This window comes from Rhodanobacter sp. OR92, from assembly GCF_000427545.1.
GTDB classification, from domain to species: domain Bacteria; phylum Pseudomonadota; class Gammaproteobacteria; order Xanthomonadales; family Rhodanobacteraceae; genus Rhodanobacter; species Rhodanobacter denitrificans.
Genome location: NZ_ATYF01000012.1, coordinates 130,771 through 148,993 on the forward strand (window position 1 = coordinate 130,771; position 18,223 = coordinate 148,993).

11 protein-coding genes are annotated in these 18,223 nt (G+C 69.1%); 3 read left to right on the plus strand and 8 right to left on the minus strand.

Going from position 1 to position 18,223, the window contains the following annotated elements:
* Window positions 1-31: 31 nt before the first annotated feature.
* On the minus strand, window positions 32-1,309 hold the full coding sequence (locus RHOOR92_RS0105935) for an RNA polymerase sigma factor (protein ID WP_027489852.1): 1,278 nt from the start codon (window positions 1,307-1,309) through the stop codon (window positions 32-34).
* Between the two features lie 126 nt (window positions 1,310-1,435).
* Window positions 1,436-1,855: a YciI family protein gene (locus RHOOR92_RS0105940; protein WP_027489853.1), complete on the minus strand. Its 420-nt coding sequence runs from the start codon at window positions 1,853-1,855 to the stop codon at window positions 1,436-1,438.
* Window positions 1,856-2,004: 149 nt separating this feature from the next.
* On the opposite strand from RHOOR92_RS0105940, the gene recC reads away from it, so the two are divergent.
* The 3 genes from recC to recD are packed head-to-tail and all read left to right on the plus strand — an operon-like array spanning window position 2,005 to window position 10,864.
* Window positions 2,005-5,448 carry an exodeoxyribonuclease V subunit gamma gene (gene recC / locus RHOOR92_RS0105945; RefSeq protein ID WP_027489854.1) on the plus strand — a complete coding sequence of 1,148 codons (3,444 nt, stop codon included), beginning with the start codon at window positions 2,005-2,007 and terminating at the stop codon, window positions 5,446-5,448.
* Window positions 5,445-9,026 carry a UvrD-helicase domain-containing protein gene (locus RHOOR92_RS0105950; protein ID WP_027489855.1) on the plus strand — a complete coding sequence of 1,194 codons (3,582 nt, stop codon included), beginning with the start codon at window positions 5,445-5,447 and terminating at the stop codon, window positions 9,024-9,026. The genes recC and RHOOR92_RS0105950 overlap by 4 nt, the downstream gene beginning before the upstream one ends.
* A complete protein-coding gene (gene recD, locus RHOOR92_RS0105955; RefSeq protein WP_027489856.1) occupies window positions 9,023-10,864 on the plus strand; it encodes an exodeoxyribonuclease V subunit alpha in 1,842 nt (613 codons plus the stop codon). The genes RHOOR92_RS0105950 and recD overlap by 4 nt, the downstream gene beginning before the upstream one ends.
* 132 nt (window positions 10,865-10,996) lie before the next feature.
* Here the strand turns inward: recD and RHOOR92_RS0105960 are convergent, their stop codons facing one another.
* The 6 genes from RHOOR92_RS0105960 to RHOOR92_RS0105985 all read right to left on the minus strand — a co-directional run bounded on the left by RHOOR92_RS0105960 (window position 10,997) and on the right by RHOOR92_RS0105985 (window position 18,171).
* Complete coding sequence (locus tag RHOOR92_RS0105960; protein WP_007510654.1) at window positions 10,997-11,428, minus strand: type IV pilin protein; 432 nt, start codon at window positions 11,426-11,428, stop codon at window positions 10,997-10,999.
* A 92-nt stretch (window positions 11,429-11,520) separates the two neighbouring features.
* Window positions 11,521-15,279 (minus strand): PilC/PilY family type IV pilus protein, encoded by a 3,759-nt coding sequence (locus RHOOR92_RS0105965; RefSeq protein ID WP_027489857.1) that lies wholly within the window; start codon window positions 15,277-15,279, stop codon window positions 11,521-11,523.
* 76 nt (window positions 15,280-15,355) lie between these two features.
* Window positions 15,356-15,883: a PilX N-terminal domain-containing pilus assembly protein gene (locus RHOOR92_RS0105970; RefSeq protein ID WP_007510649.1), complete on the minus strand. Its 528-nt coding sequence runs from the start codon at window positions 15,881-15,883 to the stop codon at window positions 15,356-15,358.
* 82 nt (window positions 15,884-15,965) lie between these two features.
* Entirely contained in the window at window positions 15,966-17,018 is a 1,053-nt protein-coding gene (locus RHOOR92_RS0105975) for a prepilin-type N-terminal cleavage/methylation domain-containing protein (RefSeq protein ID WP_081660222.1), read from the minus strand.
* Complete coding sequence (gene pilV, locus RHOOR92_RS0105980; protein ID WP_007510645.1) at window positions 17,015-17,542, minus strand: type IV pilus modification protein PilV; 528 nt, start codon at window positions 17,540-17,542, stop codon at window positions 17,015-17,017. Before pilV ends, RHOOR92_RS0105975 begins: the two co-directional genes overlap by 4 nt.
* Window positions 17,539-18,171, minus strand: a complete 633-nt coding sequence (locus RHOOR92_RS0105985) for a GspH/FimT family pseudopilin (protein WP_007510642.1) — start codon at window positions 18,169-18,171, stop codon at window positions 17,539-17,541. The genes pilV and RHOOR92_RS0105985 overlap by 4 nt, the downstream gene beginning before the upstream one ends.
* Window positions 18,172-18,223: the final 52 nt, after the last annotated feature.

Sequence of the window (18,223 nt, forward strand, 5' to 3'; positions counted from 1 at the left end):
GCGTTGCACCGGCGTGCACGGGCGGCCTCGTTCACCCGGACGACGTACTCTCCCCGCAGGCCTGGGCGCGCTTGCGCATCAGCTCGCGCTCGCGCCGGTTCATGGCCAGCACAGCGGCCCGCTCGAACTCCCGGCGCGCCTCGTCGATACGCCCCAGCCGGACCAGCAGGTCGCCGCGCACCGCGGGCAGCAGGTGGTATCGCTTGAGGCTCGGCTCGTCGACCAGCGCATCGACCAGTTCCAGGCCCGCCGCCGCGCCGCCGGCCATGCCCACAGCCACCGCGCGGTTGAGTTCCACGACAGGCGAGGGCATCACCCGGGCCAGGGTTCGATACAGCGCGGCGATGCCAGGCCAATCGGTCTCCTCGCCGGTCAAGGCGCGCGCGTGGCAGGCGGCGATCGCCGCCTGCAGCGCATACGGCCCCAGCGCGCCGCCCAGCTTCCCGGCCCGCTCCAGCGCGGCCAGGCCGCGGTGGATCAGCAGCCGGTCCCACAATGACCGGTCCTGTTCCAGCAGCAGGATCGGCTCGCCGCATGCGTCCACCCGCGCGCGCGACCGCGAGGCCTGCAGCTCCATCAGCGCCACCAGGCCATGCACTTCGGGTTCGCGCGGCATCAGCCCGGCCAGTACCCGGCCCAGACGCAGGGCGTCCTCGCACAAGGCCGGGCGCATCCAGTCGTCGCCGGCGGTGGCCGAATAGCCCTCGTTGAAGATCAGGTAGATCACCCCGAGCACCGAGGAAAGGCGTGCGGCAATCTCCTCGCCGCGGGGCACCTCGTACGCCACCGCGGCCTTGGCCAGGCTGCGCTTGGCGCGCACGATGCGCTGCGCGATGGTCGGCTCGGGCACCAGGAAGGCGCGCGCGATCTCCTCCGTGGTCAGGCCGCCGAGCAGGCGCAGGGTCAGCGCCACGCGCGCCTCCATCGACAGCAGCGGGTGGCAGGCGGTGAAGATCAGCCGCAGCAGGTCGTCGCCGAACGGATCGTCCAGCGCCGCCTCGTCGGCGGCTCTTGCATGTTCCTGCTCGTGTTCCAGCTCGTGCATCAGTTGTTCGTGCTTGCGTTCGAGCAGCTTGCTGCGGCGCAGCCGGTCGATCGCGCGATGCTTCGCGGTGGTCATCAGCCACGCGCCGGGGTTGTCCGGCACGCCGCTCCGCGGCCACTGCTCCAGCGCCACCACCAGCGCGTCCTGCGCCAGCTCCTCGGCCAGGCCGACGTCGCGCAGCATGCGGGCGAGGCCGGCGATCAACCGGGCCGATTCGATCCGCCAGACGGCGTCGATGGTGCGATGGGTGTCGGTCGCGCTCATGCGACCGATCACAGCATCCCCGCGATGCCCGCGCAAGGCCGGAAGTCACGCCTGCTTTCCCACCTCCCGCCCGGCATCATCCGCCGCGCGACCAGCGCCTCCCGGCGCGTCCGCGCAGGACCCGGCTCATGTCTTCGTGGCGAGCTGCGCGCGCAGCCGTTCCTCCTGTTCGCGCAGTTCGGGGGTGAGCTCGGTGCCGAAATCCTCGGCCTCGAACACCTGGCGGATCTCGATCTCGGCATCGTCGTCGAACGGCGCACGCTTGAGCCACTCGATCGCCTCCTGCATCGACTTCACCTGCCACAGCCAGAAGCCGGCAATCAGCTCCTTGGTCTCCGCGAACGGCCCGTCGGTCACCGTGCGCGCGCGCCCCGAGAACTTCACCCGCACGCCCTTCGAACTGGGCTGCAGGCCCTCGCCCGCGAGCATGATGCCGGCCTTCACCAGCTCCTCGTTGTAGTGGCCCATCGCGGTCAGCAGTGGCTCGCTGGGCATCACGCCGGCTTCCGAGTCCGGGCTCGCCTTCACTATCACCATGCAGCGCATCGTCGTGTCTCCTTCGAACGGGTGGGAGCCAGGCAGACCACTCCGGCTCTGTGCGAACGACGAACGGCAGGCCGGCGGATCGACAGGTCGCAAACGATGCGCCATGGCTCGGTATGCTGTGCGGGTTGCGTCGACCGGGGCAGGAAGGCATGAGGGACAACCCAGACGGGCTGATCGTCCACCGCGGCAGCCGCACCGAGCGGCTGGCCGACGCGCTGGCGCTGCAGCTCGAAGCACAGCGCCCGGCCAATCCGCTGGCCGCGCAGACCGTGGTGGTGGCGCACCCGGGGTTGCGGCGCTGGCTGCTCGGCCACCTGGCGCAACGCCGTGGCCCGCATGGCGGCCATGGCATCGCCGCCAACATCGAGATGATCCTGCCGTGGCAGTGGTTCGAGCGCGCGGCGCGCCGGGCACTGGGCGACGAGGCGCTGATCGGCGGCGCCTACCGGCACGAGCTGCTGCGCTGGCGCCTGCTGATGGCGCTGCCCGCGCTGCAGGCGCCGGAAGTGGCGGCCTACCTGTCCGGCGACGACGCGGCGCGGCGCAGCTTCCAGCTCGCCGAGCACTTGGCCGGCCTGTACACCCAGTACCTGATCTACCGGCCGGACTGGATCCTCGACTGGGAACAACACCCCGCACGGCACGCCGGCGACTGGCAGGCCGCGCTGTGGCAGCGGCTGCGCGCCGCCATCCCGCGGCCGCACCGCGCGCAGCGCAGTGCCGCCCTGCTGCAGGCCCTGCATACCGGCAATGCGCTGGCCGGCGAGCCGCCGCTGCACGTGTTCGGCGTCAGCCACCTGCCGCCGGACGTGCTGGCGGCGCTGCAGGCGACCGCGCTGCATGTGCCGGTGCACCTGTATTTTCCCGACCCCTGCCGCGAGCACTGGGTCTACCTGCGCCGGCAACGCTTCCTGCTCGCCCACGCGGACGACCCGGAGGCGCTGTACTACGAGGTCGGCCACCCGCTGCTGGTCGCCCTCGGTCGCATCGCGCAGGATTTCTGCCTCACCCTGGACGAATGCGAGGCCATCGAGGAGCGCGACCCGCTCGACGAGGCCGAACCGCTCGACGACGCCACCTCGCTGCTCGCCCGGCTGCAGTCGAGCATCCGCTGCCTGCAGCCGGAGCTGGTCGGCGCGCAACAGGTGGACGGGGTGGCGCTGGAGGACATTCTGCCCGCGCTGCGCCACGACGCCAGCCTGCGCGTGCACGTCTGCCACACCCGCCTGCGCGAACTGGAAGTGCTGAAGAACGCCCTGCTGCGCTGCCTCGCCGACGACCCCAGCCTGCAGCACCGCGACATCGTGGTGATGGCGCCGGACATCGGCGCCTACGCGCCGTACCTCGCCGCGGTGTTCGGCGAGCCGGCGCAGTACCGGCACGACCCGCTGCACCTGCCCTGGCACCTGGCCGATGTCGGGCTGGCGCATGCGCACCCGCTGATGAGCGCGTTCGCGCAGGTGCTGGACCTGGCCGAGAGCCGCTTCACGGTCAGCGAGGTGCTGAACTTCCTCGACGTGCCGGCGGTGGCGCGGCGCTTCGCGCTCGACGCCGGCGGGCGCGACGCGCTGGAACGCTGGCTGCGCCGCGCCCGCGTGGCCTGGGGCCTGGATGCCGCGATGAAGGCCGAGGCCGGCGCAGCAGCAGTCGACGCGAACTCGTGGCAGTTCGGCCTCGACCGCATGTACGCCGGGCTGATCGCGGGCCAGGACAGCGGCGACGGCCTGCTCGACGGCATCCTGCCGCTGGAAGGCGTCGCCGGCAACGCGGTGGAGGCGCTGGGCCAGCTCGACCGCCTGCTCGGCGAACTGCGCCAGCTGCGCCACGCCTTCGCCGGCGCGCGTCCGCTGGCCGCATGGAGCGCGTGGCTGCTGGAGCGGCTCGACGCGCTGTTCCTCGCCGACCCGCGCGACGCCGCCGAACAGAACGCGCTCGACGCCCTGCGCCGGCTCGTCGCCGGCCTCGCCGGCCAGGCCGCCGAGGCCGGCATCGACACCCTGCTGCCGTGGAGCGTGGTGCGCGAGGCGCTGCGCGGCGCGCTCGAGGTGGTGCCGGAACGCCAGGCCTTCCTGCTCGGCGGGGTGACCTTCTGCGGGCTGGTGCCGCAGCGCTCGATCCCGTTCCGCGTGGTCTGCCTGCTCGGCATGAACGAAGGCGAGTTCCCGCGCCCCGGCCACGACGCCGGCCTCAACCAGATCCTCGCCCAGCCGCGCCGCGGCGACCGCGACACGCGCAGCGAGGATCGCTACCTGTTCCTGGAAGCGCTGATGTCGGCGCGCGACGCGCTGCACGTGAGCTACGTCGGCGAAGGCGTGCGCGACGGCAAGCCGCGCAACCCCGCCGCACCGCTGGCCGAGCTGCTGCAGTTCCTCGACGAACAGCACGGCCTCGCCGGTGACGAAACAGCCGAGCGGCCGTGGCGCGTGCGCCACCCGCTGCAGCCGTTCGACGCGCGCTACTACGAGCGTGATGCCGAGGGCCAACCCCGGCACGATCCGCGGCTGTTCTCGTACGAGCCGGCGTTCCTCGCCGCCGCATCGATCAGCGCCGGCACGCCGCCCTTCCTCGACACGCCGGCGATCACGCCGGAAACCGGGGCCGGCGAGATCACCCTCGGCACGCTCAGGCGCTTCTGGCGCGACCCCGCGCGGGACGCCCTGCTGCGTGGCCAGGGCATCAGCCTGCAGGCGCTGGACGACCGCGGCTGGCCGGATCGCGAGCCGCTGGAGACGCCGCTGGAAAAAATCGAGCGGGTCGACCACCGCCTGCTGTTCGACGCGCTCGCCGCCGGCCGCGCCGAACTGCTCGCCGAACCGCCGGCATGGCTGGCCCGCTCCGGCATGCTGGCCGGTGGCGCGGTCGGCGAGCGGACCTGGACGCAACTGCGCGACGCGCTGCGCCCCCTGCTGGCGCAGGCGCAGCCGCTGTTCGCCGGCGCCGGCGCGCAGGCGCAGCCCCAGGCGATCGAGCTGGACCTCGGCGACGGCCTGCGCCTGAGCGGCACGGTCGACCGCGTATTCCGCGGCGCCGACGGCACGCTGCTGTGGTTCGACGCCCGCCCGGGGCGCGCCGCCAACCTGAAGGACCTGCTGGACTTCTACCTCGACTGGGCCTGCCTGCAACTGGCCCGTGCCGGCGACGGCGCGCCCCTGCAGGCCACGCTGCTGGAGCAGGTCCGGCGCACGCAAGGCGGCAGCAGCGTGCTGGTGGCCCAGGCGGCGGGCATGCTCGACACCATCCGCGCGCAGGAGGGCGAGCAGCTGCGCCACGGCCTGCGCCGCCTGGTCGAGGCGTATCGGGCCGCCGCACAGCGGCCGCTGCTGTTCTTCCCGCGCGCCGCTCAGGCCTGGGCCGGCAACGAGCCAGAGAACCGCCTGGCCAGGGCGGCCGCGGCGTGGGAAGGCGACGGCTTCAACCCCGGCGAACGCGACTACGCGCCCGGCTACGCGGCCCTGCTCAGCCGCGGCCTGGAGCTGTTCGACGTGGAGAGCCCGGCCCATCGCGCCTTCGTCGCCGCCACCGAACTGGTCTGCGGCGTGCTCGACCCGCAGCGCACGACCTTGATGAAAGTCACGCAGGACACCCAGCCATGACCGCCGCCGCCCTGCCCCCGCTCGACTGGCGCGCCATGCCGCTGCACGGGCGCGTGCTGATCGAGGCCAGTGCCGGCACCGGCAAGACCTGGAACATCGGCGTGATCTACCTGCGCCTGCTGCTCGAACGCGGGCTGCGGGTAGAGCAGGTCCTGGTGACCACCTTCACCGACGCCGCCGCGCAGGAACTGCGCGAGCGCCTGCGCCGGCGCCTGGTCGAGGCCGAGCGCCTGCTCGAAGCCGCCGCGCGCGACGCGGCCAGCGTCGATCCGCTGGAAAGCTGGCTGGCCATGCTGTGCCCCGACGCCGACAGCGTCCGCCTCGCGCTGCGCCGGATCCAGCTGGCCCGCAGCGACCTCGACCGCGCGCCGGTGTCGACCATCCACGCGCTGTGCCAGCGCATCCAGCGCGACTACCCGCTGCAGAGCGGCGCCGCGTTCGCCGACGACCAGCTGTTCGACGAGCAGCAGCTGATGCGCGAATGCGTGGAAGACTTCTGGCGCCGCCGCTACCTCACCGGCGCGGTCGACCCGCGCGAGGCCGAGCTGCTGCTGAAGGACGGGCCGGAAGGCCTGCTGCGCGACCTCGGCGGGCTGGCCAACGGCACCGACGCGCGCATCGAGGCCGGTGGCCTGGCCGAACTCGAACGGCAGCTCGACGCCTTGCGCACCGATGCAAGCATCGCCGAACTGCGGCGACTCGCCGGCGACAAATCGCTCTACGCCCCACGCAAGACGGCTCTCTCGAACCGGCTCGGCAAGATCGCCGACGCCTTGCAAAGCAACGATGAGGAAACCCTGGCCGCCAGGCTCGACAAGACTTTCGAGCCGGATGCCGTACTCGAACAGGAAGCGCCGGAAAGCACCGAACCACTCAACACCCATCCCCTGATCAAGGCCCTGCAGGCACTGCGCCCGCTGCTCGGCCTGCGCGACGTGTTCACCCGCGGCGCCGTGCTCGCCGACGCCGCGCAAACCTGCCGCGAGGAAATGCCGCGCCGCGCGCGCCAGCGCCACGTGCTGACCTTCTCCATGCTGATCGACGCGGTGTACCAGCGACTGTGCGGCGAGGCAGCCGACGCGGTGCTGGCCGACCGCCTGTTCGACGCCTTCCCGGTCGCCCTGATCGACGAGTTCCAGGACACCGACCAGCGCCAGTTCGCGATCTTCGAGCGGATCTACCGCGAGCGCGGCACGCTGGTGATGATCGGCGATCCCAAGCAGGCCATCTACAGTTTCCGCGGCGGCGACATCGCCGCCTACCTGCACGCCGGCGCACAGGCCGGCCAGCGCTTCTCGCTGGGCACCAACCATCGCTCCAGCCGCGCCCTGGTGGAAGCGCTGAACGCCTGGTACGGCCACACCGAAGGCGGCTTCGGCCAGCTGCCGATCCGCTACCAGCCGGTCGCGCCGGCCGGCAAGGCGGACGGGCAGCCGTACACCGTCGACGGCCAGCCGGTGGCGCAGCCGCTGGTGTTCCACCCGTTCCGCGGTGACGCGCTCGACAAGAAAGGCAAGCCGCTGGACGCGCTCGGCGACCTCGAGGCGCTGGCGCTGGACGATTGCGCCAACCGCATCGCGGAACTGCTCAACGACCCGCGCCAGGCGATCGGTGGCCGCCCGGTGACGCCCGGCGACGTCGCCGTGCTGCTGTCCACCAACAACCAGGTCGTGGCGCTGCGCCAGCGGCTGGTCGCGCGCGGCGTGCCCTGCGTGGGCAGCGGCCGCGGCAACATCTTCGCCGGCGAAGTCGCGCGAGAGCTGGAGCTGATCCTGTACGCCGTGCTGCACGCCGACGACGACCAGGCCGTGCGCGGCGCGCTGGCCACCACCCTGCTCGGCGCCACGCTGGAGCAGTTCCACGCGTGGCAGGCGCAGCCCGCCGCGTTCGAGCGCGAGCTGGAACGCTTCGAGGCGTGGCGCGCGCTGGTGCGCAGCCGCGGCGTGCTGGCGCTGGTCGGCGAACTGCTGGCCGCGCGCGCCACCGCCTTGCTGGCGCTGCCGGAAGGCGAGCGCGTGCTCACCGACCTGCGCCACCTCGGCGAGCTGCTCGCCGCGGAAGAAGGCGCGCGGCAGGGGCTGGACGGCCTGTACGCCTGGCTGCAGGAGATGCGCCGCGAAGGCGGCGACGGCGACGCCGAGGCGGCCGACGAACGCCAGCTGCGCATCGAGAGCGACGCCCGCCGCGTGCAGCTGCTGACCATCCACGCCAGCAAGGGGCTGGAGTTTCCCCTCGTGTTCCTGCCGCTGGCGTGGCGCATCCGCAGCCAGGGCGGCAGCTATGCGCCGAAGCTGCTGCGCTACCACGACGATGCCGGCCAGCGCTGCGTGGATCTGGGCTCAGCGCATTTCGTCGAACACTGCGCGCGCCATTTCCGCGAGGAGCTGGAGGAGCGCCTGCGCCTGCTCTACGTGGCGCTGACCCGCACCGTGCACGCCGTGCACGTGTACTGGGTCGACCGCGGCCCGCTGCCCGATGGCGATGCACAGACCTGGGAATGGGCCGCGATCGACCTGCTGCTGGAGCAAGCCCGGCAGAAGCTGGCACTGCCCGCGGGCGAAGCCTCGCTCGACGCCATGGCCGCGGCACTCGGCGGCATGCGCCTGGCCGCGCCGTTCGCCGATACCTTCACCCGCTACCGGCCGCCGGCCGAAGCCCCCGCGCCGCGCGCCGCCCAGGCGCCGTTGCCGGCATTGCGGCCGTTCCAGTGGCTGCACAGCTTCAGCGGGCTGACCCGCCATGCCGCCGCCGTGCTGATCGACGACAGCGGCAGTGCCGACGAAACCGGCGCGGAAGAGCCGGTGGTCGAAGCGGACGAGGTGGTCGAAGATGGCCGCCTGCTCGCGCTGCATCCGTTGCGCGGCCCGCGCTTCGGCGACGCCGTGCACCAGGTGTTCGAGCTGGCGCAGCCCGGCCCGCTGTGGCCCGACCAGCGCCAGCTGCTGCACCGCCAGCTCGGCGCGCAGGCGGTCGCCGCGCCGCATCTGGCGCACGAGGAAGCGCTCGAACGCGTGGGCCGGATGATCGACCGCGCGCGCCAGGCCGACCTGGGCGGCGGCCTGCGCCTGCTCGACCTGGCGCCGAAGCAGCGCATCGCCGAGTTCGAGTTCCAGTTCCCGGTGCGGCAGGTGCCGCTGGCGACACTGCGCCGGATCTGCGCGGCCCACGGCCACGCCGACGCGATCCCGGCCAGCCTGGATGCCACCACGCTGAACGGCATGCTGACCGGCTTCGCCGACCTGATCTTCGCCTGGGACGGCCGCTTCCACGTGCTCGACTACAAGACCAACTGGCTCGGCGCGCGGCTGGGCGACTACCGGGGCGAGCCGCTCGATGCGGCCATGGCTGCGCACCACTACCCGCTGCAGGCACTGCTCTACACCGTGGCGCTGCACCGCTACCTTCGTCAGAGGATGGACGGCTATACGGCCGGCCGCCAGCTCGGCGAAAGCTGGTACCTGTTCGTGCGCGCGCTGGGGCTGGCGCCCGGGCTGGGCGTATGGCGGCGGCGCTGGCCGGCGGCGCTGGTCGAGGCGCTCGACGATGCCTTCGCCGGCGCGCAGGAGGCCGCGGCATGAACCGCCCGCTGCCGCCTGCCGCCGCCGACGAGCGCGCGATCGACCAGAGCCTGGCGCAATGGGTACTCGGGCGCACCGGCTCCGCCTTGCTCGCCGCCGCCGTGCGTGCGGCCAGCCGCGCCGAAGGCCACGGCCATTCCTGCGCCGCGCTGGCCGACCCGGATACCGGCGCCGACCTCGATGCCGATGCCCTGGAGGCGCTGCGCCGGCACGACTGGGTCGGCAACGGCACCGCGTTCACCCCGTTCGTGCTCGATGCGCAGGGGCGCTTCTACCTGTGGCGCAACTGGCAGCACGAGACGAAGCTCGCCGAGGCAATCCTGCGGCGCTGCGCGCAACGCACGCTGCCGATTCCAGCCGATACCCTCGCCGACGACCTGGCGACGCTGTTCGCCGGCATGCCGCGCGGCGCCACCGACGGGCAGCGCGCCGCCGTGGCCGCGGTGCCCGGCGCACGTTTCTTCGTGCTCACCGGCGGCCCCGGCACCGGCAAGACCACCACCGTGGTGCGCATGCTGCTGATGCTGCTGCGCCACGCGCATGCCTGCGGGTTGTCGGCGTGGCCGTCGATCGCGCTGGCCGCGCCCACCGGCAAGGCCGCCCAGCGGCTGGCGCAGGCCGTCGCCAAGGGCAAGGCCGAACTGCAGGCCAGCCTGCCGGGCAGCGGCTTTCACGACCTCGTGCCGCACATCCCGCACGCCGAGGCGCGCACGCTGCATCGCCTGCTCGGCTACCGGCCGATGGACGACAGCTTCGGCCACGGCCCGCACAACCCGCTGGCCGAGGACATCGTGGTGGTGGACGAGGCGTCGATGGTGGACCTGGCGATGATGCGCCAGCTGCTGCAGGCGCTGCGCCCCGCAGCGGTACTGATCCTGCTCGGCGATCCGGGCCAGCTGGCCTCGGTCGATGCCGGTTCGGTGCTGGCCGACATCGTCGCCGCCGCGCCGCGCCAGCGGCTGCCGCCGCCGCTGGCCGGCCTGCTCGCACCGCTGCTGCAGCAGGCGCCCGATGTCGCCGCCGGCGACGCCCCGCTGGCCGGCCAGGTACTCGCGCTGACCCACAGCTGGCGCGCCGGCAGCGGCCTGCAGCGCGGCGTCGAGGCGCTGCGCGACGCACCCGACCCGGCCTGGCTGGACGCACTGCTGGACCAGCGACGCGACGGCGACCTGCACCTGCGCCACTGCCCCACCGTGCACGCCATGCGTGCCTGCGTGGACGGCTGGATCGAGCGCCACGCCGGGCTGCTGCAGTCGCTGCTGGCACCGGCCATCGACGCCGCCGAAGCCTTGCAGCGGCTGCGCCAGCTGCAGATCCTGTGCGCGCTGCGCGACGGTCCGTTCGGCGCGCAGGGCATCAACGAGCTGGTGCTGCGCCGGCTCGCCGTCCGTTTCGGCATCGACGCCAGCCGCGCCTGGTACCACGGCCGCCCCGTCATCGTCACCCGCAACGACTACGCCCGCGGCCTGTTCAACGGCGACGTCGGCATCGCGCTGGAAGGTGCGGAAGGACTGCGCGTGTGGTTCGAACTCAGCGACCGCGACGACAACGCCGGCCTGCGCAGCTACTCGCCGCGGGCGCTGCCCGCGCACGACAGCGCCTGGGCGATCACCATCCACCGCAGCCAGGGTTCGGAATACCGCGAGGTGGCCGTGCTGCTGCCGCCGGACGCCGACAACCGCATCCTCACCCGCGAACTGGTCTACACCGCCATCTCGCGCGCGAAGGAGCATGCCGAGATCTGGAGCACCGACGACGCACTGCGCGCCGCGCTGGCGCGGCCGATCCGGCGGCAAGGCGGCCTGCGCGAGCGGCTGCAGCCGCTTGAAACGCAATGAAGCCGCGGCACTTCCTGGTACCAGCATGCCGAACTTGCTTCCTTCGCGCTTCCAAAGGGGATTTCCTCCGGTCACCAGGGTGAGCGTTCGCTCCCGTTCGCCCGCCAAGCCGGTGCGGAAGACCTCACGGCATCACCAGCATCCCGCCACGCCAGCAGAACCGGTGACATCGCGCTTGCCGGTCTGGTCGAGCGAGAGGGTGTCGCATTTGGCGTCGCGGGTCAGCTGCGCACCTTTCGGCGTGGCTGTGATCTTGTAGGTCGATACGCTCAACGAGGAGGACGGCAAGTCGTAGCTGTAGTCGGCACCGGTGCGCTGGGCGCTGGCGCAGTCCAACCCCGGCAATGTCGCCGCCTTGTAGCTGAGGTTGGTCGTGTAGTAGCGCTCCATGTAGTTGGCGTGCTCCGACAGGCAACCTTCCGCGGCCACGCGCTTGGTCTTGGTGATGTAGCTGGTGTACGCGGGCAAGGCGATCGCGGCCAGGATCGCGATGATCGCCACCACGATCATCAACTCGATCAGGGTGAAGCCGCCGGCGCGCTGGTCGCGGCGATGTTCGCGCACTGCATGAGAACTGCGGACAGACGGCACCAGGCACCCATCCACGGACACCAGCCTGCCTTCATTTGACGGGAGCGATTTCATCATTCATTCCTTTACTGGGCGATCAGCTCGCGCCAGGAAACACGCTGCAGGGTTCCGGAGGTACCGGAGGTCTTGATGCTGGTGGCGCTGCCGTTGTCGAAACTCACCAGCATGCTGCCGCCCATGAAGATCGGGTTGTTGGGCAGCGAATTGAAGCCCATGCCGCTGGTCGCCACCGCTACACCATTCACCATGATGTAGTCGGCTGGCTGGTTGATCAGACCATCACCATTGAGGTCGAAGAAGCTCGATTTCGGATTGGTGCCGGTGAATGGATCCACCGCCATGATCCAGCCGCGCCCGGATGGATTGCACAGGTCTGTCGCCTGCGGAATCCGTGTCGTGGCCAGCAGCTGATTGCCCTGAAACTGGTTCGGGGTGACGATTCGTTCGCCCTGGGCAGTCTGGTTGGGCGTGTAAGTCACATTGCCTGTTGTCGAATCAGTGCTGGATGTCGGCGACAGCAGATCGATGTACCAGCCCGACTTACCGGCCATGTCGGACGTGCTCGGTGCCGCCGTGACCGCCCGCGCCGGCGCGATCGCCGCGGTATTCACCGTGCCATCGGCGTTCAGGACCTCCGGCGTCCCGGGTGTCTCCGCAATGATGGAACGCTGCATGAGATTGCCGCGGTTCTTGGTGCCGTCGACGGCCAGCCCGCTGGTGGCGGACTTCACGATCAACCCGTACCAACTCTGCGTGGCCGTACTGGTGAGATCGGTCGAGCTCAGGTACTGGCCGGTGCCGAAGAACACCCACAAATCCTGGGTGAGCGGGTTCTTGCCGACAAGCATGCCGCCGGTGATCGGCTGCGCGGTACCGCCGGTGGCCGCATCCATCGCGGTGTAAAGCTTGCTGCCGGTACTGGTGGGCGTGGCGGCGTAGGTGGTCGTATTCCCCCTGGTCGTGGCCGTGTTGAGGCCGAACGACCACACCCGCCCCTGCGCATCACCGGCATAGGCCACCGTGCTGATGCCCACGGAGAGATCGCCCATCCACACGGCCGGCGCGGCCAAGCCGTTCGCGGTGGCGGAATCGGTGGCATGCACGCTGAGGGTGCCATCCTTGATGGCGAACTGCAGCAGGGCCGCCGTGCCGTTCTTGCTGTTGTAGCCGTTGCCGATCAGCACCGACCAGTTGTTGTCGCCGGTCGTGTCGTTGGCCGCAACGTTGGTCTGGGCGATCACCGGCTTGCCGATCATCTGGCCGATGGAGTCGGCACCGCTCTTGCCATCGCCGGCGGAGCGCTCCCACAGCAGCGTGATGTTGGTCGGGTCGGTCACGTCCAGCGCATAGATCGCCTTGGCCGTACCACGACCCGTCGTGCCTACCGCCACGGTGTGCCAGGCCGAGCCGAAATACACGTCCGCCACCGTCAACTCGCCGTCGTTGAAGAACTGGTGCGGCACCGACGTCGAGCCGTAGTCGGGATTGGACAGGCTGGACAAGCCGCTGGTGATGACGGCGGCAGGCAGATAGGCGAAGACCTCGGCGCCGGTATCGGCGTTGAATGCGTGCAGCATGCCGTCATTGGCCGACACGAAAATCAGCCCCTGGCGGGTGGTGGCGGCGTACGACCCGAAGCTGTCGCTGCCGGTGAATGCCTGGCCGACGAACTGGTTCGCCTCAGGCTGCCCCACGTAGACCGGCTGCGAGTTGACGATGTCGCCCAGCGCGGTTTCACGCGTACGGTAGATGCCACCGGTCTTCGGTTTTTCCAGCGAGGCATCGCCGCGCAGATAGTTGATCATGTTCTGCTGCGCGGTCGCGTCGGCGCCAAGTGCCGTCTGCTCCGCGCTGGCCAGGGTGGCCGGATCGGTGAACGCCACGGCTGCCACCGAGGCCACGCTCGGGTTGTAGGTGTAGATCTTCCGGTCGCTGGCGGCGGGCAGTTTGCCGGCCGCCGTCCAGGTCGGCGTCAGGGCCAGCGTGCCGTTGTTCGGGTTCACCGCGATGGCCTTGAGGTCGCCCTTCCAGTTGCCGGTGTAGTAATTGGCCTGATAGGCGAACGCACCCGTCTTCAACTGAGTGGAGTTGGCCGCGAGGCTGGCGCCGGTACCCACGCGGTCGGAGGCACGTTGCAGCGCCTTCTTCAATGCATCGCTGAACTCGCCCGGCGTCTTCGCCGAGGCAAACCCGCCGTGACCGTTGACCGCGGCGTGGGCCAGGTCGGCGATGTTGGTGATATTGTCCTTCGACGGCGTCGGCCAACTGAACCCGCTGATCGCCTGGCTGCTGTCGCCGTTGGCCCAGGCAAAGACCTGGTCCACCGGGATCGTCGCCCCACCCGCCGAGTAGACCGGGTCGAAACCCAGGCCCAGCGTGAACGTGACCATGTGCTGCCAGAACGCAGGGTCTTCCTTGCTGGTGGGCACCTCGTTGACCGACCCAGTGCGCAAGTCGTTGACCCAATACTTCATGGCCACGTCGGCCAGCGTGTCGCTCTGGTCGTCCGAATAGGGCAACGCCGGGTTGTAGGTGAAGGGCTGGTTGTTGGGCCCGGTGATCGGGCCTTTGGTGGTGTTGTCCACGTTGCCGATGCTGGAAGGCGTGCCGCCGTTCCAGAAGCCGTCCGTGGTCAGGATGGTGTACGACTGGCGGCAGGCCAGTTCGGTCGTGTCGCTTGCCGAGGTCTGCCAGGGTTGCGCGGCTTGATAATACTGGCCGACAGCATCCAGGGATCTGCGCAAGGGTGTGGAGTTGTTGGCTTTGGCTCCGGCAACCCATTTCCAGAAGCTGGCCTTTTGGGTGCCGGCGGCACCGCTGTCAAAAGGCACCACCTGCGCTATTTTGTTGTTGTTGCTGCCATAGACGGCATTCGGCGTCGGCAGGTTGGCGTCGTTATTGCCATTGATCGAGCCGAAACCGATCCGGTAGGCGGCGTCCACCGAAGAAAACGCATCCATCACGCCACTCTTGGCCATCAGGATGCGCGTGTGGTAGTACGAAAACCAGTTGGCGACATTTTGCCGGGTGACCGCACTCTCATCACACACTGTGGCTGCCAGCGATGCCGCAGCGCAATCGCCCACAGTCTTGGCTACGTAATAACGCGTGTAGTTGCCGCTCGAATCACGCTTTGTGTACGTGAAAAACGAATGTGGGTAGCACTTTCCATCAGCGTTATACCTATCCTGATGGCTGCTGCAGCGATAATAGTAATAATTTCCGTTATAAGAAAAATCGCTTGACCCGTTATTATAACTGGCATAGCAATATCCCGGATAACGCTGAGAAGTACCGTCGTAACTGCTGCATGTCGAAGCGCCGTAGCCACCCGAGCCAGCACCAACCGAGTATGCGATGTCACTGCGGATCTGCCCGTTCCGGCTATCATCGCTGCTTCCATCGTAGGTACTCAAATCCACTTTCGTGCTGCTGGAGTTGAAACCATCGACCAAGGCACTGTCGAAGGCCGCGTCTGGATATGAACTACCATCCGCCTTGAGTGGAGGGACATAGGTGACCGTCGGGGTGAAATAAAGCCCATTCACGTCGGAATTGACCAGCGCGTCTGCGCTGGTACTGCTCAAATAATTCCAATCCGGCATGACATCCCAAGCCATCGACCCCGAGTCATCCAGCATCAGCACGATGTTCGGCGGCAGCGGCTTCTGGATGATCAGCGGCGACTGGTCCACCGCCGGACTCGGCGTGGCGGCCAGCGCAGGCGAAAACGCGACGCCCAGCAGCCAGAGTGAGAAGCCGGTGGTCAGCAGCCTGCCGAGAAAGCTGCCGGGCTTGCTGTGCAAACGGGAGGTGTTATTCATGTCGGTTCCGCTCTTTACGATGGTGCGGCATGGAAAAGCCCATGCGCCCTTGTGAAGTCGAGGTACGGCGGGAAACTCAACCCTGCTTGATCATGGCCTGCAGCACGACAACCGCACGCTCGCCCACCTGGGCAGGATCGCCGCTGCGGGCCGTCACGCGGTAGTAGATGTTGGTGATGGTGCCGCCGTTGACGCCGTAGTTGTGCGAGTTGGCGCTCTGGCTGAAGCCGGTACTGGCCGAGGGATCCTGGAAGTTGCCCATGTTCTCGACCACGTACTGCGGCTGTCCGGTGGCCAGCGAACCCGCGGTGTATTGCGCGGTCGAAAGGGTCTTGATGCTGCCTGGATTGGCCTTAATCCACGGATCATCGAAGGGGTTGGCCAGGCAGACCACACTGGCCGACTGGCAGTTGCGCGCCACGTCGCCCGGGCTGGTGGGGATGCTGGCCGCCGCGGCGCGCATGGCTGCCTCAGCCCCCTGGAACGCCACCTGCCGGTCGTACATGTTCGCGGCCATCTTCTGCTGCATGATGGTGCCGCGCACCGCAGCCAGCCCCACCAGGGTGATCACCACCAGCAGGATCAGCGCCACCACCAAGGCCACGCCGCGCTGTTCTCCGCGTCGCGGCGACGGATGACGGCAGGCTGGATGGAAAGGGCAAGAAGTCGGGACGATGCGGCTCATGTCATTGCACCCGGTTGCGCACGGTGGTGGTGGCCGTGAATTGGCGTGTGATGGGTTTGGTGTCGGTGCCGGCACGTTTGTCCACACTTTCCACCGTGAGTTGGACCTGCACGGCGTCGACAGCGCCCCAGTTGGCCGCCACCGTCTTGGCATCGACGAAGCTGGCGATACCTGCCTGGTGATAGCTGATGGCCATGCCGGTGACGTCGCGCACCATCTCTTGCGTCGTCGGCGTGGGCGTGCCGGCCGTGGTGACCACGTTCACGCGATACAGCGATTTGCCGCCCAGCGGGTTGTAGCCGATGTACCAGTCCACCGCGCCCAGCTTGAAGATCTGCGAGTTGGGTCCGAACGTGTAGCCGTTACCGTTGGCGGTGCAGGTGGTGGGGAAGCCCAGCCCCTTGGAGCAATTCCCGGGAAGGGGGTTGCTGCCGTTGTTGTGATCCAGCGTGACATTGCTGCTGTTGTAGTTCGTGACTTGGACGATGGCCGCATGGTCGGGGTCGCACACGATGATCACGTCGCCCTTCACGATGTCCGACGTGGTGTCGTTGAGCTTGAAGTTGGCAGCCGTGGAACTGGGCGTGGCCGCCACGCTCAGCCCCGAGTCGGCGGCACCGAGCAACTGCAGCGAGTCGGTGCCGCTGACCTGGTTGGTCGCGGCGGTGCCCACGGTCAGGGCAGGATCCGCCGTGGCCGTACCGGCGCCGTAGCCGTGCACGGCATTGCCCCAGTCCGCCCACCACGCGGTGCTCTTGTTGTTGAGCACGTTGGACATGCGCCCGTTGTTGTTGCATCCGGTGAGGCCAGCTTCGCGAATGTCACGCGCCATCAACTCGAACGCGAGACGCGAGCCGTCCTGCACGTCGCCCAACGCCTGGTTCGTGCGGTAGGTGCGCTGGTTGGCCAGGAACACGCTGACCACCCCGCCGATGACGATCAGGCCCAGCAACATGGCGACCATCAGCTCGATCAGAGTGAAGCCTGCCGAAGGCAGCGCCGACCAGACTTTACCTCGACCTGCACCACGACGAATAAGGAAGCGCTTGCTCATAGCATGGCCTTGGTGATGACTTTCTGGGAGCTGCTGCCACCCGCCCCCGCCCGACTGTCATCGAAGACAATGGTGACGGTGCATTCGCCAGCGCCCGTGCAATTGATCGTGCCCGTGGTGTTGGTCGTCGCACCCAGATTCGTGCTGAGCTGGCCGCACCACCGACTGAGCTGGTAGGCCGCCAGAGCCGTTCCTGCTGACGGGCAAGCCGCGGGATTGGCCGGGACAGCCACCGTGGAGCCGCTGGCAGGAACAGCCGCCGTGGCTGCCGCGACCGTGCCGTTGTACTTGCCGGCCTTGGCATTGACGATGTCGGCACGCATGGCATCGAGGATCGAGTAGCTGGCGACCGTGGCCATGCTGCGCGCCATCGCGCTGTTGTTGGTGGAAAGCGACACTGCCTGCAGCGCGGCGATACCCAGGAAGGCAATGGACAGCACCAGCACGGCGATAAGCACCTCGATCAGGCCCACGCCGGACTGTGCCGCGATGCGCGGCGTGGCTGGAACGGAGCGGCGGATCATGGGCAGGCTCCCGAGCTGGTGGTGGTCACGAGGATGGAACCGGTCGTCATGGTGATCACGCGATGGTTGTCCTTGCTCATCTGGCTCTGGCTGGTGCAGATGTCGGCCACCGTGCCGGAGTAGGAACCCGGGGTGCCGACTTTCTGCCCCAGCCCCTGCCCGCCGAAGCGGATCGCCGTCACGTCGCCCTTCAGCTGCACGGCGCCGCTGATGCCGACCGTGCCGGCCAGCACTTGGCTGGCCCCGCCGCCACCGGCGATGGCATAGACCGCCCCGCTCTGGGTGCTGCAGGCGCCGCCCAGCGTGCCGGCGCCGTTGGCGCTGGCCGAGTTGCTGCACAGCTGGGTGTTCGCATTGCGCTTGACCGCTTCCATCCGCGCCACGTGGATCGCGTTGACGATGTCGTTGGCGGCGGTATCGAGCTTGTTGGAAAGCGTGATGTTCTTGAAGCTCGGCACCGCGATCATGATCAGCACCAGCGCCACGGCCATGGTGATCAGCAGCTCGACCAGGGTGAAGCCGCACTCGCGCGCCCGCGCCGACCCGCACCCCGATGGACGGCCGCCGGCATGTTCCGGCCTGCGCGTCCGGATCAGCGAGACGCCTCGCTGACGCGACATGACTTGCATGGAATTCTCCCTGATGCCCCTGCACTCACTGTACCCATCCACCCCGCCCCGG